25 protein-coding genes are annotated in these 23,675 nt (G+C 63.3%); 15 read left to right on the top strand and 10 right to left on the bottom strand.

The features are described from left to right. Positions 1-43 precede the first annotated feature (43 nt). A complete protein-coding gene (locus tag HCF10_RS09560; RefSeq protein WP_053130035.1) occupies positions 44-487 on the top strand; it encodes an Lrp/AsnC family transcriptional regulator in 444 nt (147 codons plus the stop codon). Between the two features lie 284 nt (positions 488-771). Continuing rightward, the gene (locus HCF10_RS09555; protein WP_145338106.1) at positions 772-1,230 is read left to right on the top strand and encodes an REP-associated tyrosine transposase; all 459 of its coding nucleotides are present in this window, start codon (positions 772-774) and stop codon (positions 1,228-1,230) included. A 104-nt stretch (positions 1,231-1,334) separates the two neighbouring features. Here HCF10_RS09555 and xylB read toward each other — a convergent pair whose 3' ends face one another. From xylB to HCF10_RS09525, 6 genes are all read right to left on the bottom strand, one after another. Then, complete coding sequence (gene xylB, locus HCF10_RS09550) at positions 1,335-2,795, bottom strand: xylulokinase (RefSeq protein WP_167655365.1); 1,461 nt, start codon at positions 2,793-2,795, stop codon at positions 1,335-1,337. A gap of 16 nt (positions 2,796-2,811) precedes the next feature. Then, positions 2,812-3,804 (bottom strand): LacI family DNA-binding transcriptional regulator, encoded by a 993-nt coding sequence (locus HCF10_RS09545; RefSeq protein WP_131696350.1) that lies wholly within the window; start codon positions 3,802-3,804, stop codon positions 2,812-2,814. A gap of 21 nt (positions 3,805-3,825) precedes the next feature. Further along, entirely contained in the window at positions 3,826-4,758 is a 933-nt protein-coding gene (locus HCF10_RS09540; RefSeq protein WP_167655364.1) for an ABC transporter substrate-binding protein, read from the bottom strand. A 34-nt stretch (positions 4,759-4,792) separates the two neighbouring features. Continuing rightward, positions 4,793-5,770 carry an ABC transporter permease subunit gene (locus tag HCF10_RS09535; RefSeq protein WP_027605811.1) on the bottom strand — a complete coding sequence of 326 codons (978 nt, stop codon included), beginning with the start codon at positions 5,768-5,770 and terminating at the stop codon, positions 4,793-4,795. Beyond that, complete coding sequence (locus HCF10_RS09530; RefSeq protein ID WP_167655363.1) at positions 5,763-7,295, bottom strand: sugar ABC transporter ATP-binding protein; 1,533 nt, start codon at positions 7,293-7,295, stop codon at positions 5,763-5,765. The genes HCF10_RS09535 and HCF10_RS09530 overlap by 8 nt, the downstream gene beginning before the upstream one ends. A gap of 164 nt (positions 7,296-7,459) precedes the next feature. Further along, entirely contained in the window at positions 7,460-8,002 is a 543-nt protein-coding gene (locus HCF10_RS09525; RefSeq protein WP_131696353.1) for a cytochrome b, read from the bottom strand. 176 nt (positions 8,003-8,178) lie between these two features. On the opposite strand from HCF10_RS09525, the gene HCF10_RS09520 reads away from it, so the two are divergent. The 7 genes from HCF10_RS09520 to HCF10_RS09490 are packed head-to-tail and all read left to right on the top strand — an operon-like array spanning position 8,179 to position 14,482. Next, positions 8,179-8,856 carry a thermostable hemolysin gene (locus tag HCF10_RS09520; RefSeq protein ID WP_167655362.1) on the top strand — a complete coding sequence of 226 codons (678 nt, stop codon included), beginning with the start codon at positions 8,179-8,181 and terminating at the stop codon, positions 8,854-8,856. Then, positions 8,846-10,324: an AMP-binding protein gene (locus tag HCF10_RS09515; RefSeq protein ID WP_167655361.1), complete on the top strand. Its 1,479-nt coding sequence runs from the start codon at positions 8,846-8,848 to the stop codon at positions 10,322-10,324. The genes HCF10_RS09520 and HCF10_RS09515 overlap by 11 nt, the downstream gene beginning before the upstream one ends. Next, complete coding sequence (locus HCF10_RS09510; RefSeq protein WP_145338112.1) at positions 10,321-10,995, top strand: TenA family transcriptional regulator; 675 nt, start codon at positions 10,321-10,323, stop codon at positions 10,993-10,995. The genes HCF10_RS09515 and HCF10_RS09510 overlap by 4 nt, the downstream gene beginning before the upstream one ends. Next, entirely contained in the window at positions 10,982-11,791 is an 810-nt protein-coding gene (locus HCF10_RS09505; RefSeq protein WP_167655360.1) for an SDR family oxidoreductase, read from the top strand. Before HCF10_RS09510 ends, HCF10_RS09505 begins: the two co-directional genes overlap by 14 nt. Beyond that, positions 11,788-12,432 (top strand): tetratricopeptide repeat protein, encoded by a 645-nt coding sequence (locus tag HCF10_RS09500; RefSeq protein WP_131696358.1) that lies wholly within the window; start codon positions 11,788-11,790, stop codon positions 12,430-12,432. Before HCF10_RS09505 ends, HCF10_RS09500 begins: the two co-directional genes overlap by 4 nt. A gap of 26 nt (positions 12,433-12,458) precedes the next feature. Beyond that, positions 12,459-13,121: a response regulator gene (locus HCF10_RS09495; protein ID WP_167655359.1), complete on the top strand. Its 663-nt coding sequence runs from the start codon at positions 12,459-12,461 to the stop codon at positions 13,119-13,121. Beyond that, positions 13,118-14,482, top strand: a complete 1,365-nt coding sequence (locus HCF10_RS09490; RefSeq protein ID WP_167655358.1) for a sensor histidine kinase — start codon at positions 13,118-13,120, stop codon at positions 14,480-14,482. The genes HCF10_RS09495 and HCF10_RS09490 overlap by 4 nt, the downstream gene beginning before the upstream one ends. 16 nt (positions 14,483-14,498) lie before the next feature. On the opposite strand, the gene HCF10_RS09485 is transcribed toward HCF10_RS09490, so the two are convergent. Both HCF10_RS09485 and HCF10_RS09480 read right to left on the bottom strand, forming a co-directional pair. Continuing rightward, on the bottom strand, positions 14,499-15,731 hold the full coding sequence (locus HCF10_RS09485; RefSeq protein ID WP_167655357.1) for an MgtC/SapB family protein: 1,233 nt from the start codon (positions 15,729-15,731) through the stop codon (positions 14,499-14,501). Between the two features lie 37 nt (positions 15,732-15,768). Then, positions 15,769-16,842, bottom strand: a complete 1,074-nt coding sequence (locus tag HCF10_RS09480; RefSeq protein ID WP_167655356.1) for an NAD(P)-dependent alcohol dehydrogenase — start codon at positions 16,840-16,842, stop codon at positions 15,769-15,771. A gap of 233 nt (positions 16,843-17,075) precedes the next feature. Here HCF10_RS09480 and HCF10_RS09475 point away from each other — a divergent pair, with 233 nt between their 5' ends. The 6 genes from HCF10_RS09475 (at position 17,076) to HCF10_RS09450 (ending at position 23,215) form a co-directional block, all read left to right on the top strand. Next, complete coding sequence (locus HCF10_RS09475; RefSeq protein WP_131696363.1) at positions 17,076-17,999, top strand: universal stress protein; 924 nt, start codon at positions 17,076-17,078, stop codon at positions 17,997-17,999. 18 nt (positions 18,000-18,017) lie between these two features. Next, on the top strand, positions 18,018-18,581 hold the full coding sequence (locus HCF10_RS09470; protein WP_167655355.1) for a GNAT family N-acetyltransferase: 564 nt from the start codon (positions 18,018-18,020) through the stop codon (positions 18,579-18,581). A gap of 204 nt (positions 18,582-18,785) precedes the next feature. Next, positions 18,786-20,135: a sensor histidine kinase gene (locus HCF10_RS09465; RefSeq protein ID WP_167655354.1), complete on the top strand. Its 1,350-nt coding sequence runs from the start codon at positions 18,786-18,788 to the stop codon at positions 20,133-20,135. Continuing rightward, positions 20,120-20,506: a response regulator gene (locus HCF10_RS09460; protein ID WP_131696366.1), complete on the top strand. Its 387-nt coding sequence runs from the start codon at positions 20,120-20,122 to the stop codon at positions 20,504-20,506. The genes HCF10_RS09465 and HCF10_RS09460 overlap by 16 nt, the downstream gene beginning before the upstream one ends. 9 nt (positions 20,507-20,515) lie before the next feature. Next, on the top strand, positions 20,516-21,769 hold the full coding sequence (locus HCF10_RS09455) for an EAL domain-containing response regulator (protein ID WP_167655353.1): 1,254 nt from the start codon (positions 20,516-20,518) through the stop codon (positions 21,767-21,769). 93 nt (positions 21,770-21,862) lie between these two features. Then, complete coding sequence (locus HCF10_RS09450) at positions 21,863-23,215, top strand: cation:proton antiporter (RefSeq protein ID WP_167655352.1); 1,353 nt, start codon at positions 21,863-21,865, stop codon at positions 23,213-23,215. A gap of 71 nt (positions 23,216-23,286) precedes the next feature. Here the strand turns inward: HCF10_RS09450 and HCF10_RS31690 are convergent, their stop codons facing one another. Together HCF10_RS31690 and HCF10_RS09445 are read right to left on the bottom strand one after the other, a co-directional pair. Next, a complete protein-coding gene (locus HCF10_RS31690) occupies positions 23,287-23,421 on the bottom strand; it encodes a hypothetical protein (protein WP_256221203.1) in 135 nt (44 codons plus the stop codon). An 11-nt stretch (positions 23,422-23,432) separates the two neighbouring features. Then, positions 23,433-23,645, bottom strand: coding sequence for a hypothetical protein (locus HCF10_RS09445; protein WP_092358066.1), 213 nt, complete (start codon positions 23,643-23,645; stop codon positions 23,433-23,435). Positions 23,646-23,675: the final 30 nt, after the last annotated feature.

Genomic DNA, 23,675 nt, shown 5'->3' with positions numbered 1-23,675 from the left:
AAGGCAAAACCCCGCAAACACCTTTTCTTATTAGGCGAACACCATGATCGACACCATCGACCAGCAACTCATCGCCGCTTTGATGGATGACTCGCGGTTATCCCTCAAGGCCCTGGCGGGCATCACCGGGCTGTCCTCGCCCAGTGTGGGTGAACGCCTGCGCCGCCTGGAAGAACGCGGCGTGCTGACTCACTACACCGTCGACATCGACCCCAAGCATTTCGGCTACCTGCTGCAAGCCATCGTGCGCATCCGCCCCCTGCCCGGCAAATTGCAGGAGGTGGAGCGCCAGATCCAGGCGATCCCCGAATTCACCGAATGCGACAAGGTCACCGGCGAGGACTGCTTCATCGCGCGCCTGCACGTGCGCACCATGGACCATCTCGACAGCCTGCTGGATCGGATCAACGCCTATGCCGAAACCAACACCGCCATCGTCAAGAAAACCCCGGTAAAGCGACGTTTGCCCCCGCTGACCAACGACTGAACCGTAACAACCCGATTCCTCGGACGAGCGCGCTTGTTGTGGCGAGCGGGCTTGCCCCGCGTTGGGCTGCGAAGCGGCCCCAAAACCTGACCACTCATTGTGCCTGGATAAACGCGGTGCCCTTATTGGGGCTGCTTCGGAGCCCAACGCGGGTCAAGCCCGCTCGCCACAGTAACCCCATTCGCCACAGGAAGCCGTGCAACAGAAAGATACGCAACTCAACGCGGCTATTCCGCCTCCGCTGCTAGCGTCAAAGCTTCTTATCCATGGGAAGGAGCAACGAATTGCCTCGCCAGCCAAACTCTCACCTGTTACGTCGTGGTCGCTATTCAGAAACCGGTCGAGCCTACCTGGTCACCGCTGTCGTGCATCAACGCCATCCATTGTTTCGCGACTTTCGCCTGGGCCGGTTATTAGTCGCGGAATTCAAGAGGGTTCATGACTCAGGGCAGGTCAATTCGCTGGCGTGGGTGATCATGCCGGACCACTTTCATTGGTTGCTCGACCTCAATGGCACGACGCTGCCTGATGTGATGCGCCAGACCAAGTCGCGCAGCACCTTGAGCATCAACAACGCCCGTGGTAGTCGGGAGAAATTCTGGCAGCGTGGCTACCACGACCGGGCGGTGCGGGCTGAAGACGATATTCGGAAAATGGCGCGCTATATCGTCGCCAACCCCCTGCGAGCAGGGTTGGTGGAGCGAATTGGCGATTACCCACTGTGGGATGCTGTCTGGTTATGACCCATTGGGGCGAGCGGGCCTTTTCTGGCAAGTGGGCTTCCTGTGGCAAGCCCGCTCGCCACAACGAGCCTGCCCATCAGAACAGGCCCGCTTGCCACAGATGCCTAGTCGTGAAGGACCTTTGCGGCGCTCAGTAAACCCTGAAACTTGCGATAACGCGCCGCCAACACCGGCTGCTGCGTCAGGTCAGGCGTGTACCGGGCCTTGACCGGCATCCCCGCCGCCAGCAACTGCGCACCCTGCCCCATCGCCACAAACCCCAGCTTCGCCGCGCCAATACATGCGCTCAATTCACTGCCCTGCAAGGTAAAGATTTCCCGCTGAAGGATATTCGCCAGCAACTGGGCCCAGTACTCACTGCGCGCACCGCCACCCACCAGAGCAAAAGCGGTAACGTCGGCGCCGGTCGATTGCACCGCGCGCAACGCATCGAGCAAACCGAAACCCACCCCTTCCATCACCGCGTAACCGAGCATCGCCGGCGTGCAATCGTGGCCCAGGTTCATGAAGCCGCCGCGCAGCAACGGATCATTGTGGGGTGTGCGTTCGCCCGCCAGGTACGGCAGGAACAACGGCGTTCCCAAAGGCACGTGCTGCTCAATCGGCAACTGCGCCTGCACCTGCTCCAGCAGCGTTTGTTCATCCGCCATGCCCGTCAGCCGTGTGACCCAGCGCAAACAACTGGCGCCGGCGAGCATGGCGCCCATGGTGTACCAGCGGTTGGGCAGTGCATGGCAGAAGCTGTGTACCGCACTGGCCGGGTTACCCGCCGCATGGTCGGTGATGGCGACGATGGCAGCGCTGGTCCCCAGGGTGATGAACCCATCACCGGCGTTGACCGCGCCGATGCCGACCGCTGCCACAGGGTTATCCCCGCCACCGCCGGCAATCACCACGTCAGCTGATAAGCCCAGTCCCGTGGCCGTCAACAAAGCGCTCGCCGCACCACCTTCCACCAGCCTGGGCAATTGCTCAGGCGTAAGGCCGGTAGCGCGAACCATCGGGGTAAACCATTCCCGCCGCGCCACATCCAGCCACAACGTACCCGCCGCGTCGGACATTTCGCTGATGCGCTCGCCACTCAAACGCAAGCGCAGGTAATCCTTGGGCGACAGCACGCAATCAATCGCTTGGAACACCTCGGGTTCATGCTGTTGCAACCACAGCAGTTTCGGCGCGGTCAGCCCGGCCATGGGCAGGCTGCCGGTGACGTCGGCGAAGCCGGGACCCAGCTGTTCGGCTTCGGCCACCGCACGAGAGTCGTCCCAGAGGATCGCCGGGTACAACACGCGGTTGTCCGCGCCCAGCAACACCGCGCCGTGCATCTGCCCCGACAGGCCGATACAGGCCACGTGCGTAAACGCCTCGTGTCTGCGCAGTTGCGCCAACGCCTGCAAACAGGCTTGCCACCAGTCTTCCGGTGCCTGTTCAGACCAGCCGCTGTGCCGGCGCGAAACGCTCAAGCGCACGCCGGCATGGGCCAGCACCGCGCCCGTGGCGTCCATCAGGATGGCTTTGAGTTCCGACGTGCCCAGGTCAATGCCCAGGGAAACAGGACTGTTCATGCGTGTGTTATTCCAATCAATGACAGCCACAGGAGTTACGTAACTGCAGGGTCGGCGCGAGGCGCACGCTCTGGGGCGCTGCGTCAGGCGACGCCATGCGTTGCAGCAACAGGTCGACCGCGCGGGCGCCAAGGGCCTTGACCGGCTGTGCGATCAGGCTCAGGCGCGGCACGAAAAAATCCGCCCAGTCAAAATCATCAAAGCCCACCAGGGCCATTTGTCTCGGCACGTCGAGCTGCGCGTCACGCAAGGCGTGCATCGCGCCGAGGGTCATCAGGTTATTGCCGGCCATGATCGCCGTGGGCGGCGAAGCCAGGCCCAGCAACTGCACCGTGGCCTGGCGCGCAGGCTCGGTGTTGGAGCCGCCGTTAACCAGCAACTGCGGATCGAAGGCCAGCCCCGCCGCGTGCAACGCCGCGCGGTAACCCGCTACCCGCTCATCCGTGGTACTGAACCCCGTGCGCCCGGCGATAAAACCGATGCGACGGTGCCCGTGCCCGATCAGGTGTTCAATCAGGCCCTGGGTGGCCTGGGCATTCTCCACCCCGACCTGATCAAACTGCTCGCTCATCATCCGGTCCACCAGCACCGCCGGAATCTCGTTGGCGCGCAGGTATTCCAGGGCCATCGAACCGTTCGACGGCGCCAGCACAATACCGTCGACCCGCCGATGATGCAGCGCCGTGACCACCCGCAGCTCCTGCTCCGGGTCGTCGTGGGTGTCGACAAACAGCATCATGTAGCCGTGCTTGGCGCACTCGGTTTCAATCGCGTGCACCGTCTCGCTGAAGTAATGGTTGGACAGCGCCGAGATCGCCACGCCTATCGTGTTGGTACTCGACCGCGCCAGCGAGCGCGCCAGGGTGTTGGGGATATACCCCAGTTCCTGGATCGCCCGCCGCACCGCCAGCACCGTGGCCGGGCTGACTTTGCGGGTGCCGTTCAACACGTGTGACACGGTCGACGTCGACACCCCCGCCCTGCTTGCCACGTCATCCATGGTCACCACGACGCTGTTCCTCTCACGCTATCAATGTTTGCTCGACCAGCCGCTGTACGTACCCACGTTGTCGCGGGTGATCAGTTTTGGCGTGAGCAGGGTCACCGCTTCGGCCGGGGCCTTGTCGTTGAGCAGGTCATTGCCGACATTCACCGCCGTCTGCGCCATGGCCCACGGGTCCTGGCTGGCAGACGCCTGGATCTGGGTGTCGGTCTTCAGCGCGTTCTCGATATCCGGCGCGCCGTCCACCGAGGTGATGATGATGCCGCTGCGCTTGAGCTGCTTGGCCGCCAGGTCGCTGCCGATGGCTTGCGGGTCGTTGATCGCAAACAGGCCGTCGATTTTCGGGAAGCGCGTGAGGTAGCCCTGCATCACGTTCAGGCCGCCTTCGCGGGAGCCTTTGCCGTCCTGGTCGTCGGACAGCACCTTGATGTCCGGCGCGCCGGCCAATGCGGCTTTACAGCCTTTGACGCGGTCGGTCACGGCGGTGACTTGCGGGCCGTTCTGGATAATCACGTTGCCCTTGCCGGAAAGCTTGTCCACCAGGTATTGGCAGGCCAGCTTGCCGGCTTCAACGTTATCGGTCTGCACGGTGGCATTCACGCCCTTGGCGTCCACATCCACCGCCACCACGACGATGCCGGCATCGCGGGCTTTCTTGATCGCCGAGGCCATGGCCGAAGGGTCGACGGCGTTGATCAGGATCAGGTCGACCTTGGACGAGATAAAGTTGTCGATCTGCGAGAACTGCTTGCTCAAGTCGTAGTCGGCCGACACCGAGGTGACCTTGAAGTTGGGGTTCAGCTCCTTGGCCCGGGCCGTGGCGCCATCGGCCAGGGTCACGAAATACGGGTTGCCGAGCGAGCCCATGCTGATACCCAGGGCCTTGAGTTCGCGGGCCTCTACGGCTTGGGACATCAGGGCAGCCAAGGCGACGACGGGAAAGATGCGTTTAAGGTTCATGCGGGTCTCTCTTGTGATTGTTATGGGAGTGAAATCAGGTCCGCGCACCGGACTGGCGATAGCGATCCAGCGCGACCGCGCCGATGATCACAATGCCCTTGATGATGTATTGCCAGATGTCCGACACCCCCAGCAGCACCAGGCCGTTGGTGAGCACCGCGATGATCAGCGCGCCGATCAGCGTGCCGCCGATGGTGCCGACGCCACCGGTAAAACTGGTACCGCCGAGGATCACGGCGGCAATCGCATCCAGCTCGTAGGATTGCCCCAGTTGCAGGCCGTTGGCGGCGAACAGGCGCGAGGCACTCATCACCGCACCCAGCCCGGCCAAGGCGCCCGACATGGCGTAGACGAACAGCAGCACCTTCCACACCTTGATCCCGGAGAGTCGCGCCGCTTCGGGGTTGCCGCCCACCGAATAGATCTGCACGCCCATTACCGTGCGGCGCAGGATGAACCACGACAGTGCCACCACCGCCACGGCGATCACCACCAGCCACGGCACGCCGAGGATCGAGTCGTTGCCGATAAAGGCAAACGGCAGGTCGGGGTTGAACACGGTCTTGTCATCGGCCAGCAAGCGCGCCAGGCCACGCATGGCGGTGAGTGCGCCAAGGGTGACGATAAACGGCGGCAGGCGCATGAACGCAATCAACCCACCGTTGACCAGGCCCAGCAGCAGCCCGAAGCCGATACCGGCCGCAATCCCGAACATGCCGAACTGCGGCGACATTGACGCCTGCAACGCCACCACGGCCGACGCCGCCAGGATCGCTCCCACCGACAGGTCGATACCCGCCGTGAGGATCACAAAGGTCATGCCCGCCGCCAGCACCACATTGACCGAGGCCTGTTGGGTGATGATCGACAGGTTCTGCATCGTCAGGAAGTTCTCGCTGGCCAGGGCGAAGCCCACCAGCAGCAAAATCAGCACCGGCAACATACCGACCGTGCGCATCAGTTCGCGGGCACGTTCTGCCTTGCCTGTTGTAGCAATCATTGAATCAGCCATGGGCAACCACCTGATCGCCACCGGTGGCGAGGTCAATAATACGTTCCTGGGAGATGACGTGACCGGAGGCCCCGCCGACTTCGGCCACCAACTGGCCTTCGCGCATGATCAACACCCGGTCGCAGGTGCCGATGATTTCCGGCAGCTCGCTGGAGATCACCACGATGCCCACGCCGGCCTGCGCCAGTTGATTGATGATGCGGTAGATCTCGGACTTGGACCCGATGTCCACGCCGCGTGTGGGTTCGTCGAGGATCAGCACGTGCGGCTTGACCTCCAGCAGCCGCGCCAGCAGGACCTTCTGCTGGTTGCCGCCGGACAACGCGCCGACATTGACCTTGCCCGACGCCACGCGAATCGACAGTGACTTGATGGCTTCATTGGCACGTTTCAAGCCATGGCCACGGTCGAGTACACCACCGGCGCGGGCATCCGGCACACAGGCGCAGACATTGATGTTGTCGGCCACGCTCATGTCCAGGAACAGGCCCTGGGCCTTGCGGTCTTCGGTGAGGTACACCACGCCGGCACGAATCGCATCCGCCGGGTTGCGCAGTTGCGTCACGGTCTTGCCCACCACTTCCAGGGTGCCGCTGGTGCGCGGGTCGGCGGCGAAGATCAGCCGCGCCAACTCGGTGCGCCCTGCCCCCACCAGCCCGGCGATACCCAGCACTTCACCGGCATGCAGGTCGAAACTGCAGTTACGCACGCGCTTGCCATCGGCCATGTCACGCACGCGCATCACCACCGCACCGGGGTCGTAGGCGGCATGTTCCTTCTTGTAGAAACCGGACAGGTCGCGGCCGACCATCATTTTCACCAGCACCTCGGCCGACAACGCGTCGCGGGTCAGTTCACCGATGTATTGGCCGTCACGCAGCACCGAGACACGGTCCGACAGCTCGTAGATCTCGGCCATGCGATGACTGATGTAGATGATCGCCAGGCCCTGGCTGCGCAGCTGCTTGATCAGCGCAAACAGGCGGTCGGTCTCGCGGGACGATAACGGCGTGGTCGGTTCGTCCATCACCAGGATCCTGGCGTGGGCGTGCAAGGCACGGGCAATTTCCACCAGTTGGCGCTCGGCAATCGACAGGCTGCTGACCTTGGTTGCCGGGGTGAATTCGGCGCCCAGGCGCTGCAGCACTTCCACGCAACCGTCCTGCATGCCCTTACGGTCGATGGTCCAGCCACGGCGCAACTCACGGCCCAGGTAGATGTTCTCGGCCACACTCAGGTTCGGGCACAGGCTCAGTTCCTGGTAGATCACGGCGATGCCGAGGGCTTTGGCGGTGGCGGGGTTGAACGTGGGGACGGCTTGACCGTCGATGCGGATTTCACCGCCGGGATCGGCCTGGTAAGCGCCGGAGAGGATTTTCATCAGGGTCGATTTGCCGGCGCCGTTCTCCCCCATCAAGGCGTGGATTTCGCCGGGGTAGACCTTCAGGCCGACATTCTTGAGCACGCGCAAACCGTTGAAGGTTTTGCTGATGCCCTGCATCTCAAGCAAGGGTTCAAGGCTCATCAATGAGCTCCTGGTTTTATTATTTTTGTCGTTCGGCCCCCTTTGATCAGAGCCGATTGCCACCGACTCTAATCAGATACATTTACTTACGCAAGCGCTTGCGTAAGCCGTTTGTCGCTAGAAGAAACGTTTCATCAGGCGCATAAAGTGTGATTTTGGCATTTCTAACGTTTTGGCAGCATGCGCACCAGGGTGTTGTCGCGCACCCAGTAATGGTGGAACAGCCCGGCGAAAGCGTGCAGGCCGATCAACCAATAACCAGCGCTGCCCAGCCACTCATGCCAGTGCTTGAATTGCTTGGCCTGGTCGGGGTCCACCGCCACCAGCGATGGCAAGGCAAACTCGAAATACGGCACGGGCTTGCCTGCGGCGTTGAGCATCAGCCAGGCCAGCAGCGGCGTCACGATCATCAAGCCATATAGTGCCAGGTGCATCAGGTGCGCCACGGCAGTCTGCCAGGCCGGTGGACGCGGCAGGATCGCCGGGCGCGGCGCCAGGCGTCCCAGCAGGCGCAGCCAGACCAGCAGGAAAATCCCGATACCGAACAGCGCGTGACCGCCGAGTAACACGCCCTTCAGTGCATGGCCGCGAGGCAGCAGGCCTTTGATTTCAATGCAGGCGTACACGCCGACAAACAGCGCCAGCATCAGCCAGTGCAGGGTCATCGACAGCTTCGTGTAGCGCTGTATCACCAGATGTTCAGTCATGGGAAGAGCCTTGTGCAGGTGGTGGCCGCAAGCAGCCGTGGAAAGACCGCGCGACCCTGCCCGCGAAGCCTTAAGGCAGTCTGAAGATGGCGAAAAATATCCTTTTGCCACCTTCAGACTTCGTTAAGAAATGCCTCCGATACTCCTCCCAACTTCACTGGGGAGGCGTAATGCCAATGCCCGATATCGATTGGAACATTTCCTTGCCGCTGCTGTTCGGCCAGGCCGACAGTGCACCGATGCGCCTGTCCCGCGCCCTGCCCCAAGACCCGCAGAGGCCTGCCTTCGAGGCGTTTATCCAACAACGTTTTCGCCTTGCCCACGGCGCCGATATCCGCCACTTCATGCCGCAGTTGTTTGGCGTCAGCCAGGCCAGTGGCGAGCTGTGCGCCGTCGCCGGGGTGCGCCTGGCAAGCGCCGAGCCGTTGTTCCTGGAGCGTTACCTGGACCATCCGATCGACCCGCTGATCAGTGCCGCTGCCGAACAGACCGTGGAGCGCGGCGCCATCGCCGAAGTCGGCAACCTCGCGGCCAGCGACACCGGCAGTGCGCGCCTGAGCATCATCGCGATTACCTGGCTGCTGGCCATGGGCGGCCTGGAGTGGGTGGCGTTCACCGGCAATATCGGCCTGGTCAACAGCTTCCACCGCCTGGGCTTGAAGCCCGTGACCCTGTGCGCGGCCGACCCGCAGCGCCTGGGCGATGAGCGCCATCACTGGGGCAGTTACTACGACAGCCAACCGTGGGTGCATGTCGGCAATATCCGCGCCGGGTTCATCCATTTGCGCAACATGGGCCTGTTTTCACGCCTGGGGTTGCCAACCGCCCTCGAGGACGCCAGCCATGTCGCCTGAAACCCGCCGCTTCCACGCCGTACTGCGAGGCCATGCCGAACGCAACGATGGCGCCATCGCCCTGTGGGGCGACAGCTTGAAAATGGATTACGCCCAGATGTTCGCCGAAGTGGCGTATCGACAGGAGCGCCTGCGCGAAGAAGGCGTCAAGGTGGTCGCCCTGGCCCTGGACAATGGCGTCGAGGCCATGCTGTGGGACCTGGCAGTGCTGTTCGAAGGCTTGACCTGCCTGACCTTGCCGCCGTTCTTCAGCCCGGCCCAGCGCGCCCATTGCCTGGAACAAAGCCACGCCGAACGGGTGATCACCGAGCCGCATCTGGAGGCTGAATTACTCGCCAACGGCTATCACCCGTGCGGCGAATTCTGGTGCCGCACCTTTGAAGGCCGCCCTTCGATACCCGCCGGCACCGCCAAGGTGACGTTCACCTCCGGCACCACCGGCGCGCCCAAGGGCGTGTGCCTGAGCGCCGACAGCCTGCTGCGGGTGGCCCGCGAGTTGTACCAGGCCAGCCACAGCAGTGACCCACGCCATCACCTGGCGCTGTTGCCCATCGCGATTTTGCTGGAAAACCTCGGTTGCTACGCCGCGCTCTACGCCGGCGCTACCCTCAGCTTGCCCAGCCAGAAGAGCCTGGGCATCCAGGGCGCCAGCGCGGTGGACGCCGCACAATTGCTCGGCTGCCTGGCTACCCGTCAGCCCCACAGTCTGATCCTGGTGCCGCAATTGCTGTTGATGCTGGTGATTGCTGCCGAGCAAAAGGCCTTCAGCCCCCAGGGCCTGCGCTTTGCCGCCGTCGGCGGAGCGCGCGTCTCCAAGGCCTTGCTGCAACGTGCGCAGCAACTGGGCGTACCGGTGTATGAAGGTTACGGGCTGTCGGAATGCGCCTCGGTGGTATGCCTCAATCGTCCCGGGGCACACCGTCCTGGCAGTGTCGGTCGGCCTCTGCCCCACGTGGAAATCCGCCTGGCCGAAGACGATGAAGTGCTGATCAAGGGCTCGACGTTGCTCGGCTACCTGGGCCAGACAGACCAGCCCGAGCAATGGTGGCCCAGCGGCGATCTCGGCGCCTTTGACGAGGACGGTTTTCTCTACCTCAAGGGCCGCAAAAAACATCAGTTCGTCACCAGTTACGGGCGCAACGTCAACCCGGATTGGGTCGAGGCCGAGCTGACCCAGGGCGGTGTCATCGCCCAGGCGTTCGTGTATGGCGAAGCCCTGCCGCAGAACCACGCCTTGCTCTGGCCCCATCGCACCGACTGCAGCGACGCGCAGCTGGCCCGCGCCGTGGCCGAGGCCAACAGCGGCCTGCCCGACTACGCCCAGGTGCATCGCTGGACGCGCCTGACGCAACCCTTCACCGCCGCCAATGGCTTGCTCACCGCCAATGGCCGGCCACGGCGCGACGCCATCGTCGCCCGTTATCAAACCCAATTTGCCCCAGCATTCAACGAGGAAACCTCATCGTGAATTTTTTCGACACGCTGCAAGAAGCCACTCAACAGGAACGCCAGGCGCTGTTCAGCCTGCCGATCATCCGCGACGCCCTGGAGGGCCAGGTCAGCCTGGACAGCTATCGCGCATTCCTGGCCCAGGCCTACTACCACGTGCGGCATACGGTGCCGTTGATGATGGCCTGCGGTGCGCGCCTGCCTTCGCGCCTGGAATGGCTGCGCAAGGCCGTCTGCGAGTACATCGAGGATGAATACGGCCACGAGCAGTGGGTGCTCAATGACATTGCCGCCTGCGGCGGTGATGACGATGCGGTACGTGACGGGCGCCCCGGTTTGCCCATCGAGCTGATGGTCAGTTACCTCTACGACCTGATCGCCCGTGACAACCCGGTCGGCCTGTTCGGCATGGTCAATGTGCTGGAAGGCACCAGCATCGCCCTGGCCACCCACGCGGCCGGCAGCATTCGTGAACGCTTGCAACTGCCGGCAACGGCGTTCAGCTACCTGAGTTCCCACGGGTCGCTGGACATCGGCCACATGGAAACCTACCGCCGCTTGATGAACAGCCTGGACGACCCCGACGACCAGGCCGCCGTGATTCGCGCCTCCAAGGTGGTGTACGCGCTCTATACCGATATGTTCCGCAGCCTGCCGCGTCTCGGGGAGGCGCCCCATGCGCCTGTCTGAAACGCGCGTGGTGCTGACCGGCGCCAGCGGCGGCATCGGCCTGGCGATTGCCACCGCCCTGTGCGCCAGTGGTGCGCAGGTGCTGGCCGTGGCCCGCCACCGTGCACCGCTGGAGGGGTTGCTTGAGCGCTACCCGGAGCAACTCTGCTGGATCGGTGCCGACCTGACCTTCCTCGCCGACCGCCGTAAGGTGCTGGCCGCCGCCGAAGCCATCGGCGGCATCAACCTGCTGATCAACGCCGCCGGCATCAATCACTTCGCCATGCTTGAGCAACTCGAAGACAGCGACATCAACGGCATGCTGGCGCTGAACATCACCGCTCCGATCTGCCTGACCAAGCTGCTGCTGCCGCTGCTCAAGCAGGCACCGAGCGCCATGGTGGTGAATGTCGGTTCCACCTATGGCTCCATCGGCTATCCCGGCTACGCCACCTACTGCGCCAGCAAGTTTGCCTTGCGCGGCTTTTCCGAAGCGCTGCGCCGGGAACTGGCCGACACCCGCGTCGGCGTGCTGTACGTGGCACCGCGCGCGACACGTACCTCGATGAACAGCCCGGCGGCGCAGGCCTTGAACGATGCACTCAAATCCAACGTCGATGACCCGCATACCGTGGCATCGGCCGTGATCCAAGCCATTGCCAACCAGCGTCGCGATCTGTACCTGGGCTGGCCGGAGCGTTTCTTTGTGCGCCTCAACAGCCTGCTGCCTAACCTGGTCGACCGGGGTTTGCGTAGACAGCTGCCGCTGGTACGCCGCCTGAGCGACACACTTGAGAATAAGGACCCGAAGCCATGAAAAAACTCTTTACCGCGCTGCTGCTCACCGCCCTGAGCCCCTTCACCTGGGCGATGGACGCCGTCGACCAACAACGCCTGAACGCCATCCAGACGCGCTGGGCGCACATCCAATACAACCTGCCCGAGGAGCAGCGGCCCCAGGCCTTTGAACGACTCGCCACCCAGGCCACGGCCTTCACCCACGACCGCCCCCAAGCCGCCGAGGCGTGGATCTGGTCAGGCATCGTCACCAGCAGTTGGGCCGGCGCCCAGGGCGGGCTCGGCGCGTTAAGCAAGGTCAAGGCGGCCAAGGTCGACCTGGAAAAAGCCCTCGACCTCGACCCCAAGGCCCTGCAAGGCTCGGCCTATACCAGCCTGGCCGCCTTGTACGACCGGGTGCCCGGCTGGCCAATCGGCTTTGGCGATGCCGATAAGGCTGAACTGTTACTCAAACAGGCCTTGCAACTGAACCCGACGGGCATTGATAGTCTGTACTTCTGGGGCGACCACCTGTACCGGCAAAAACGCTATGGCGAAGCCCGTGATGCCTTGCAAAAAGCCCTGCTGGCCGCACCTCGGCCGGGCCGGGAAACCGCCGATACCGGGCGGCGCAAAGAGATCGAAAGCGTGCTGGCCGACATCAACAAAAAACTCAACTGACAACACTCTACTGACAAGGAGTCTGCGTGCGCCTTTTACTGATCGAGGATGACGTGGCATTGGGCGAAGGCATTCACCAGGCGCTGGTGCGTGAGGGCTACACCGTCGACTGGCTGCAGGATGGCAGCAGTGCCTTGCATGCGCTGCTGAGCGAAACCTTTGACGTGGCGGTGCTCGACCTCGGCCTGCCACGCATGGACGGTTTGGAGGTGCTGCGGCGCCTGCGTGACAGCAGCTCCAACCTGCCGGTGCTGATCCTCACCGCACGGGATGCCACCGAAGACCGCATCGCCGGGCTGGACGCCGGCGCCGACGATTACCTGATCAAGCCCTTCGACCTGGCCGAACTCAAGGCACGCCTGCGTGCACTGCTGCGCCGCAGCGCCGGCCGGGCACGGGTATTGATCGAACACTCAGGCATCTGCCTGGACCCGAGCACGCAGCAGGTCAGTTACCACGGCGCGCCGGTACTGCTCACCCCCAAGGAATATCAGCTGCTGCACGAACTGCTATCGCCGCCGGGCCGAGTGATGACCCGCGACCAGTTGATGCAATTGCTCTACGGCTGGAACGAAGAAGCCGAAAGCAACACCCTGGAGGTGCATATCCATCACCTGCGCAAGAAGTTCTCCAGTGAACTGATCCGCACCGTGCGCGGCGTGGGCTACCTGGTGGAGGAGCGCCAATGACCTCGATTCGGCGGCGAACCCTGAGCCTGATTATCGGCCTGCTGCTCACCGGGCTGCTGGTGATCAGCGTGCTCAACCTGCATGACAGCAATCACGAAATCGCCGAAGTCTACGACGCGCAGTTGGCGCAGAACGCCCGCCTGCTGCAGGGCGTGATGAGCATGCCGCTGGCCAGCCAGGACCAGGCCGACCTGTATCGCGCCTTCAACAAAGCCTTGGGCAACGCCATGCCCAAGGTGGACGGGCACCCCTATGAAAGCAAAATCGCCTTCCAGGTGTGGAACCCACAGGGCGATCTGCTGGTGTTTACCGCCAGCGCCCCTTCATTCGCCACGCCCCCCGCACAGTCGGGGTACAGCAATATCGAGGACCTTAATGGCCGCCAATGGCGCGGTTTCGTGCTCAAGGACAAGGACAACGGCCTGCGTATCTGGGTCGGCGAGCGGGATGACGTGCGCTCCGACCTGGTCCAGCGCATCGTGCGGCATACGTTATGGCCGAACGTCCTGGGCAGCCTGATCCTCGCGGCCATGGTCTGGCTGGCCATCGGTTGGGGGCTCAAGCCGCTGGCCGATATGGCCGCCACCTTGCGCGCGCGGCATTCCGGCTCACTGGAGCCGATGCAACTGACGCCCTTGCCCATGGAGTTGGAGCCGATGCAGGCGGCGTTGAACCGCATGCTCGCGCAGATCCAGGACATGCTCGGCCGCGAGCGGCGTTTTATCGCCGACGCCGCCCACGAAATGCGCACGCCCCTGGCGGTATTGCGGGTGCACGCGCAAAACCTGCTGGAAGCCGGCACTGAAACCGAACGGCGCGAGTCCCTGGCCTTCCTGATCACCGGTGTCGACCGCACCAGCCGCCTGGTCAACCAATTGCTGACCATGGCACGCCTGGAACCCAGCGCCGGGCTGCCCCCCGTACAGGCCATCGACCTGGCGACAACGGTGCGTGAAACGCTGATTCAGTTGACACCCTGGCTGCTGAGCAAAGGTCTCGAACTGGTGTTCGATGTCGACGATGCCCAGTACCCTGTAACTACCGATGCCGGTGCAATCAATATCGCCCTGACCAACCTGGTGACCAACGCGGCGAACTTCTCCCCGGAGCATGGGGTGATTACCGTGGGGTTGTGCAAAACAGCCAAGGGATTGGTCCTGAGCGTCGACGATCAGGGTCCCGGCATCGACGAGAGCCAGCGTGAGCGCCTGTTCGAGCGTTTCTACAGCCGTGGCAATGCCCAGGGCGCCGGCCTGGGCCTGACCATCGTACAAACCATCGCCCAACGCCTGGGCGGCCAGGTGCGCCTGGAAAACCTGGCGGCCGGCGGCTTGAGGGCGACCTTGGAAATCCCTGGATGACCCGCCTGGGTGGCGATCAACTGACCAGTGCGCCCAACCACATCGCGGCGGTCAGCAACACCTGCCCGGCGATCACATAGGCCGCAAATCGACGGCCACCGCTGACCCAGGCCACCACGCACTTGCTCAGCGAGTTGCAACTGATCGCCAGCAACACCGGGATCGGTGCGGCGTGGAGCGCGAGCTGGCCGCTGGTGACCAAGGCAGCAATCGATGCGGTGGTGGCGTGAGCGTCGGCGAAACCGCTCAGGGTGGCGGTCACCATCACCCCCACCTGGCCAAAGTGATAAAGCATCACGGACGATAGGAACGTGATGCCGGTCAGGGTCAGCGCCATGATCAGCGCCAGCTTGAGGTCGAACGCGCCTCCTACCCGGATGGCCTGGCCGGCCGGCGCCACGCGGAGCATGAGGCATCCACCATACATCGCAGTGGTGGCAAACCCGGCGAGCAATGGCCACATCATCTGCGACAGCAGCGCCGGCTCCACGGTACCGAGGATCAGTGCGGCCTGGGCCACCGTGGCGATATTCGAGAAAATCGCCGCCGCTGCGAGCGTGCGCAGATGCTTCGGTTCCTTGGCGACAAGATGGCCCATGACGGCAATGGTCACCGTACTGGAGGCGAACCCCGAGGCCACGGCGCCGATGGCGTAACCATAGCGAGGCCCCAGCATACGTACCGCCACATGCCCCACCGCCCCTACCGCCATCAACAGCACGGTCAAGGTGCAGATGGTGCGCAGGTTCACCCCGCCATAGGGGCCGATGAAGCGATCCGGCGCCAGCGGCAAGACCACCAGCGCCACAATCAGCAGCAGCACGCCGTCGCGCATTTCTGCTTCGGTCAATTGGCTGCGGGCAAAGTTGTGCAGCTTGTCGCGATAGGCCAACAGACCAACCATGACCACGCCGATTGCCGTGGCCAGCTCGGGACTGGCTCCGCACAGGGCGCCCAGCACCAGCACCGTGAGCAACGCAACTTCGCTGGTGATTCCCGGGTCTTCGTCCTGGCTCTTCCAATACGCGGTACTGGCGATCACCGCCAGGCAAACCGCGACCAACCCGAGCAGCAGCGCGCCGCCGACTTGCTGCGAGACATAGCCCAGTAACGCGGTGATTGAGTAGGTGCGCAGACCGGCAAAGGCACGACGTTCACCCTGCCCCTTGCTGCGCTCGCGCTCAAGCCCCACCAGCATGCCGATCCCCAGCGCGGCGGCGGCTCCGGCGATTCCGAGGGAAACGGTCATCCGTACCTGCCGGCCCGGCCCAATGCCGGCGCTGCCTTCACGGGGTAATCGCGACTTTCATGACGCCGTCGCGCTGATGGGCAAACAGTTCATAGGCCGCCTCGATGTCGTCGAGCTTGAAGCGGTGGGTCACCAGCGGCGACAGGTCCACCCCGCCGCTGGCGACCACCGCCATCAAGCGACGCATGCGTTCCTTGCCGCCGGGGCACAGGGTCGAGACGATGCTGTAATCGCCCAGGCCTGCGCCAAACGCGTCATAGGGGATGCGCAGGTCGCTGGAGTACACCCCGAGGCTGGACAAGCGGCCACCGGGACGCAGCACGCGCAAGGCCGATTCGAACGTGCCTTGGGTGCCCAACGCCTCAATCGCCACATCCACCCCGCGGCCGTCGGTCAGGGCCATGATCTGCTCGACCACGTTGCCTTTCTTGAAGTCGACGATATGGGTCGCGCCCAGGCCGCGGGCGACGCCCATGCGTTCGCTGACGCCGTCGACGCCAATGATCATCGACGCACCTTTTAGCCGTGCCCCAGCTACCGCGCACAAGCCGATCGGCCCGAGGGCAAACACCGCCACCGTGTCGCCAATGTTGACCTCACCGCGCTCGGCGCCGGAAAAGCCGGTGGACATGATGTCCGGGCACATCAGCACCTGTTCATCACTCAGGCCATCGGGGATCGGGCACAGGTTGGCCAGCGCATCGGGCACCAGGACGTATTCGGCCTGGCAGCCGTCGAGGGTGTTGCCGAATTTCCAGCCGCCGGCGGCACGGAAACCGTGGCGGGTGTCGGGACCGTCCTGGGCGCCGCAGCCGCACAGGCATGCATAGCTCTGCCCGCTGGGCGTGATTGCGCCGGCGATCACCCGTTGCCCTTCGACGAAGCCGCGCACCTGGGAGCCCAGCCGCTCGATGACGCCCACCGGCTCATGGCCCACCGTCAGCCCTTTGGCCACCGGGTACTCACCGCGCAGGATATGCACGTCGGTGCCGCAGATAGTCGTGGTGGTGATCCGCACCAGGGCGTCCAGCGGGCCGACCTCGGGGATCGGTTTGTCCTCGAGGACGATGCGGTTTTTTTCAACGAAGACAGCGGCTCTCATGGTTGCCATGGTGTGACCTCCTGCTGGGCGTGTGGGGTGGGACCAGACTGCGCCGCGACGGCGCGCTGAACGTTGATCATGGTCAACCCTTTGCCGATGCACATGACCGAACGTCGCCTGCCCTGTCCGGCGGCCAGGCGTCTTGATGCAGATCAATGGCGCCCCTGCCCCCCGGGGCATGATCGACCAAGGCACCGCTGCCCGATGCCCTTCACCGCCACGGGTTCACAAGGGAGTTCACCATGTCTGCTCAAGCACGTTACCTGTTGTTGGTTTCGCCACTGATGGAGCACAGTCCGGCACTCGAACGCGCCGCCGCCCTGGCCAAGGCCGAAGGCGCCGCGCTGCATATCCTCGCCTTCGACTACCTGGAAGGCCTGGCCACTGCCGGTCTGGTCAACGAGCAGGCCCTGGAGCAAATGCGCCTGGGCTATGTGGAGCGCCACCACCAGTGGCTGGAAGACCAGGCCAGGCCGTTGCGTCACCTCGGGCTGACGGTCACCACCGAAGTCGCCTGGGTTGAAAACCCGCTCAAGGAACTGCTGATTCGGCTCAAGGAAGAGCCGATGGCCTTGGTGATCAAGGCGCTCGAACATGAATCGCTGCTGTCGCGCCTGATGTTCACCTCGCTGGATGTGCACCTGCTGCGCGAATGCCCGGTACCGCTGCACTTTGTCAGCCGGGTACAGCATGGGTTACCGCGCAGGATCGTGGCCGCGGTCGACCCGTTTCATCGCGATGGCCGCTATGAAGGCCTCAACGACCGCATCCTGCACGAAGCGACCAAACTCGCCACCGCGTGTGATGCTGAGGTGGAAGTGGTCTACGCACACGATCTGTCTGACCTCAGTACCCAGGAGTATGGATTTGGCAGTGGCGCCGGCTTCTTCTCTTCAGAGGCGGCCAAACTGCTGTTCGCCGAGCAGGGCCAGGCGTTCAATGACCTGGCCGCGCGCAACGGCATCCCGCCGGAGCAACGCCATATGATCCTGGGCAGCCCGGCCAAGGTCCTGGCCAGCTACGCCGATGCCTACAACATTGATGTGATCGTCATGGGCCGCGTCGGTCATCGCGGCTTGTCGCGACTGCTGGGCAGTACCACCGAATCGCTGCTGTACAAGATGCCATGCAGCGTTTGGGTGGTCTCGCCCGAACGCTTCGACTGACCGCCAGGAGCCCACACCATGCCTACCCTCGAAGCACGTAACCAGCAGGCCGCCCTCGCCTACGCAGCACTGCCGAAACCGCACTGGCTCGATCAACTCGACAATGGCCGCCATGTACTGGTGCGCCCCCTCGGCGCCGACGACCGTGAACGGGAATACAATTTCATCAAGGGCCTGTCCCGTGAATCGCGGCACGCGCGCTTCCTGGGCGAAATCAACGAGCCTGGCAAGACGCTGATGGATCAATTGATGGATGTCGATAACCAGCACCGCATGGCCTTTATCGCCCTGGTGCACGACAACGGCCAACTCATCGAGATCGGCGTGGCCCGCTATGCCGCGGCCACGGTGGATGCATGCGAATGCGCGGTCACCGTAGCCGATGCGTGGCAACACCTGGGCCTGGGGCGCATTTTGATGCAACACCTGATGACGGCGGCGCGCGCCAATGGCTTCAAACGCATGTACACGGTCGACGCGGCAACCAATGCGCCGTTGCGCGAGTTGAACCATGCCTTGGGATTCCACAGCGTCATCGACCCGGATGACAGCACCCAGGTCACCAGCAGTGTGACGCTCTAAGCCGCGCCGCACGCTAACAGGGCGGCCCGCCGCCCTGTGCCGGCGTACGTTCGTTTGAGTGTATTCATACCGCGCGACGGGCGGTATCTGCTATTGTCCGGGGACCTCATCTCCTCCTCATCGCGTCCACGCGATTTTCTGTGAGCATGCTCTGCGGCCCTGTCGTCGACACGGCCGGGCTTGATCCGCCTGGAAAACACCGCCATGGACAAACCCGCTACTGTATCCCCGCCCGAAGCCCAATCGCGGGCCGAAAAAATCGTCGAATTCAAACGCCAGAAGACCCTGCTGAAAACCGGTGCCCTGCAAGACGCAATCTTCAACAGCGCCTACTTCTCCAGCATCGCCACCGATGAAAAAGGCGTGATCCAGATCTTCAATGTCGGCGCAGAACGCATGCTCGGGTATGCCGCCGACGATGTACTCAACCGCATCACCCCCGCCGACATCTCCGACCCCGCCGAACTGATCACCCGCGCCGCCGCCCTCAGCCTGGAGCTGGACACGCCGATCACGCCGGGCTTCGAAGCGCTGGTGTTCAAGGCCTCCCGTGGCATCGAGGATATTTACGAGCTGACCTATATCCGCAAGGACGGTAGCCGCCTGTCGGCCATGGTGTCGGTGACGGCGCTGCGCAACCGCCATGACACCATCATCGGCTACCTGTTGATCGGCACCGACAACACCGCACGCAAGCAGGAAGAAGCCGAACGCAAAGGCTTTGAGCGCGCGCTGGAGGAAAAGAACCTGGAGCTGGAACATGCCAGCCATATGAAGTCCGAATTCCTCGCCACCATGTCCCACGAATTGCGCACGCCGCTGAATGCGGTGATCGGTTTTTCCGAGGCGTTGAAGGACGGGCTGGTGGGCGACATGAGCGAGATCCAACGGGAGTACATCGGCGATATCTTCACCAGCGGCCAGCACCTGCTGTCACTGATCAACGACATTCTCGACCTGTCCAAGGTCGAGGCCGGGATGATGGACCTGGAGCTGGAGTCCGTGGAACTGGCGGGGTTGCTCGCCAACAGCCTGTTGATCGTGCGCGAAAAAGCCGCCCTGCAACGCATTCAGTTGAAGCTTGAAAGCCAGGACGACTTCGGCACGTTGGCGTTGGACCTGCGCAAGACCAAGCAGATCATCTACAACCTGCTGGCCAATGCGGTGAAATTCAGCGAGCACGGCAGTTCCGTGACCCTGGCGGTGCGCCAGGTGGCCCGCGAACAGGTCGGGCAGGTGCCCGGCGATTGGCCGATGCACGGGTTTTCCCTGCAACCCAGCGCCCACCAGCAGTTCCTCGAATTGAGCGTCAGCGACACCGGCATCGGTATCGCCGAGGACGACATGGGCAAGCTGTTCAGGGCCTTCAGCCAGATCGACAGCAGCCTGGCGCGCAAATTCGAAGGCACTGGCCTGGGCTTGGCGATGGTCAAGCAACTCACCGACCTGCATGGCGGCAGTGTTGCGGTAGCCAGCCGTGAAGGCCTGGGCGCTCGGTTTGTGGTGTGGCTGCCACTCCACCGAGGCACGGAGGCTGAATGGCCCATATCCTGATCGTCGAAGACAACGAGGCCAATATGCGCCTGGCCCGGCTGCTGCTGGTCAACGCCGGCCACACGGTGGTGTGGGCCGCCGACGCCGAGAGTGGCCTGACCCTGGCCCGCGAAGCCCAACCGGCGTTGATCCTGATGGACATCCAACTGCCGGGCATGGACGGCCTGGCCGCTACCGCGCTGCTCAAGCAGGACCCGCACACCGCCCATATCCCGGTGATTGCGCTGACCGCAATGGCCATGAAGGAAGACCGTGAAAAAACCCGGTTGGCCGGTTGCGATGCCTACATCAGCAAGCCGTTGCGCTACAAAGAGCTTTACCAGGTGATCGACACGTTGTTGCAACCCACTACCACCTCGCCCCTCAGATGAGTCCTCTCCATGGCCAGCCAACCCGCAACGCTGTTGATCGTTGATGACGAACCCCAGGTTCGCAAGCTGCTGGAAACCCTGTTGCAACACGAGGGCTACCAGACCCTGAGTGCCAGCAGCGGCGAAGAAGCCTTGCAACTGGTGGCCAAACAGCCGCCTGACCTGATCCTGCTGGACATCATGATGCCGGGCATGGACGGCTACGAAGTCGCCAGCCAGCTCAAGGGCGACGCAGCCACGGCGAGCATTCCGATCATCATGCTGTCGGCACTCAGTGAGTCGAGTGCACGGGTCAGTGGCCTGGAAACCGGCGCAGAGGAATTCATCAGCAAGCCGGTGGAACGGGTCGAGCTGTGGCTGCGCGTGCGCAACCTGCTGCGGCTCAAGAGCCACGGTGATCAACTCAAGCGCCATAGCCAGTTGCTTGAGCAGCAGCTACGCCAACATGCCGGCGACAGCACGCGCATGAACGTGCACGACCTCGCTCGCCAGGACCTGGAAAACGCCCTGCGCCAGGCCGTGGAGCACGAGGCATTCACCCTGCATTACCAGCCAAAGGTCGCTTTGGCCGACGGGCGGATCTGCGCCCTGGAGGCCTTGCTGCGCTGGGAACGCCCGGGATACGGCGCGGTGTCGCCAGCGGTGTTCGTCCCCGTCCTGGAAAGCCTGGGCTTGATCGTCGAGGTGGGACGTTGGGTGATCCGCAGCGTGTGCCAGCAGATTGCGACATGGCAGCGCAGCGCGATCGGCGCCGTTGAGGTGTCGGTGAACGTCTCCGGCCATCAACTCATCGAGGGCGACCTGATTGCCGATATTGCGCGCATCCTCAATGAGACCGGCGTCGAACCCCATTGGCTGGAAGTAGAACTGACCGAAGGCTCGCTGATGGAGAATACCCAACACACCATCGCCAGCCTGCAACGCCTGCGTGCCATGGGCGTGAAGATCTCCATTGATGACTTCGGCACCGGCTACTCGAGCCTGGCCTACCTGCGACGCTTCCCCATCGACACGCTGAAGATCGACATTGCGTTTATCCGTGAGGTCACCAGCAACCCCCAGGACGCCGCGATCACCCGCACCATCATCGAACTGGCCCACAGCCTGAGCCTGCGGGTGGTGGCCGAAGGCGTGGAAACCCAGGCGCAATTGGCGTTCCTCAAGGAAGCCGGCTGCGATCAGATCCAGGGCTACCTGTTCAGCCGACCGTTGCCCGCCGCCACCCTGGAACGGCTGCTGCTGGAGCGCGCATCTTCGCTGTAGAACTGGGCCCGCTCAAACCGACGCAATCACATTGAACCAGCAGCCGGCCAGGATCCTCGAACGTGAATAGACCACGGCCCTGGATACTGCTCGATGACTTTTATTCTATGGATGGCCGTCCTCGGCGCCGTGCTGCTGACCCTTGCCCTCACCTCTTCTTACCTGCGCTGGATGCCGGTGACCACCTCAGCGGTGTGCCTGTTGCTGGGCGTGGGCATTGGCCCCCTCGGCGTGGACCTGCTGCACCTGGACATCAAGCAGTCTGCCCGCTGGATGGAGCACCTCACGGAAGTCGCGGTGCTGTTTTCATTGTTCGTCAGCGGGCTCAAATTGCGCCTGCCCCTGGGCCATCGCACCTGGCGCATCGCGTTCGGCATGGCCGGCCCGGTCATGCTGTTGACCATCCTCGGCAGCTGCCTGGCGTTGCATTACATGTTTGAACTGTCGTGGGGGGTGTCGCTGCTGGTGGGTGCCATTCTGGCGCCGACCGATCCGGTGCTGGCGGGCCTGGTCCAGGTCAACAATGCACAGGACTACGATGCGCTGCGCTTCGGTCTGTCCGGGGAAGCCGGGTTAAACGATGGCACGGCCTTTCCCTTCGTGATTTTTGCCCTGGTCTTCATGCAGCACGGCGGCTTTGACGGTGACTGGCTGGGCGGCTGGGCGTTGAAGAGCCTGCTGTGGGCAGTGCCGGCCGGGCTGTTGATCGGGTACTGGATGGGCCGGGGCATTGGCCGCGCGACGCTGTGGCTGCGTATCACCAACAGTGACAGCACGCTCTCCCCCAATGACTACCTGACCCTGGCCCTGATCGCCCTGGCCTACGTGGTTGCCGAAGCGCTGGGTGGCTACGGCTTTCTGTCGGTGTTCGCCGCCGGGCTCGGCTTGCGTCAGGCAGAGTTCAGGTCAACCGGCAACTCGCGCACTCCGTCAGAGCATTTGGCGCTGCCGGTGGTGGGCCATCTGGAAGTGGAGCCGGAGCGCGCGCTGCAGGGGGATGTGAGCGAGCTGGCGGACACCCAGATCGCCGCAGGGGTGATGATGGGCGACATGCTCTCGTTCGGCAGCCTGGTGGAGCGCTCGATGGAAGTGTTCCTGGTGACGTTGCTGGGGATCGTGCTCGTCAGCCATTGGGATTGGCGGGCGTTGCCGCTGGCGGCATTGCTGTTCTGCGTGATTCGACCAATCAGTGTCTTCGCGATGCCCTGGGGCGGCCTGATCAATCGCCGGCAGCGCGGGTTGATGGGCTGGTTCGGGATTCGCGGGATCGGCAGCATCTACTATCTGTTCTACGCGCTCAACCATGGCCTTATCGGCACCAGCAGCGCGGTCGCGGTGAACCTGACCCTGTCGGTGATCGCCTTGAGCATCGTCGTTCATGGCCTGAGTACCCAGCCGATGCTGGCGTGGTATGAACGACGTGCTCAGGCGAGAGATCAGTCCTGACGTTTTGTAGGCGCGGGTATCAATCGCCGTAGATACCTCTTGGATAAGACGGTATCTACGGATGGTTGGGATTAATCGGGCTTTTCTGTATTGCCCACATCCGCTGCGTCGTCCAGATCGTTGAGCGGCACTTCCGCATCATCCATCAGTGAACCCGGGTCTTCATTGCCCGGATCGTTGAGTTCTTCTTCCAGTTCTTTGGACATGACCGTCTCCTCTAACCACCTTGGGTGTCGATATCGGCATCGGTTTCAGGCTTGGGCTCGCGCTCAGGCTTGAAGTCTGGACTGTAGTCGTTTTCCTTGGCCTTGGGGTCGGCGGCGGGTTTCGGGTCTTTGGGCGCATCGGCCGCCGTGCCTGGGGCCGGTTCGCCGCCGTCGATGGCCGGGTCGTTACGGTTGCTGGTCTGGGGGTCTTTGTCTGTGCTCATGGGTCACCTCGCTTGAAAAACGCGGACTGC

This window comes from Pseudomonas sp. B14(2022), from assembly GCF_012030485.1.
Taxonomy (GTDB): Bacteria; Pseudomonadota; Gammaproteobacteria; order Pseudomonadales; family Pseudomonadaceae; genus Aquipseudomonas.
This window is presented reverse-complemented; position numbering and strand designations above follow the sequence as displayed.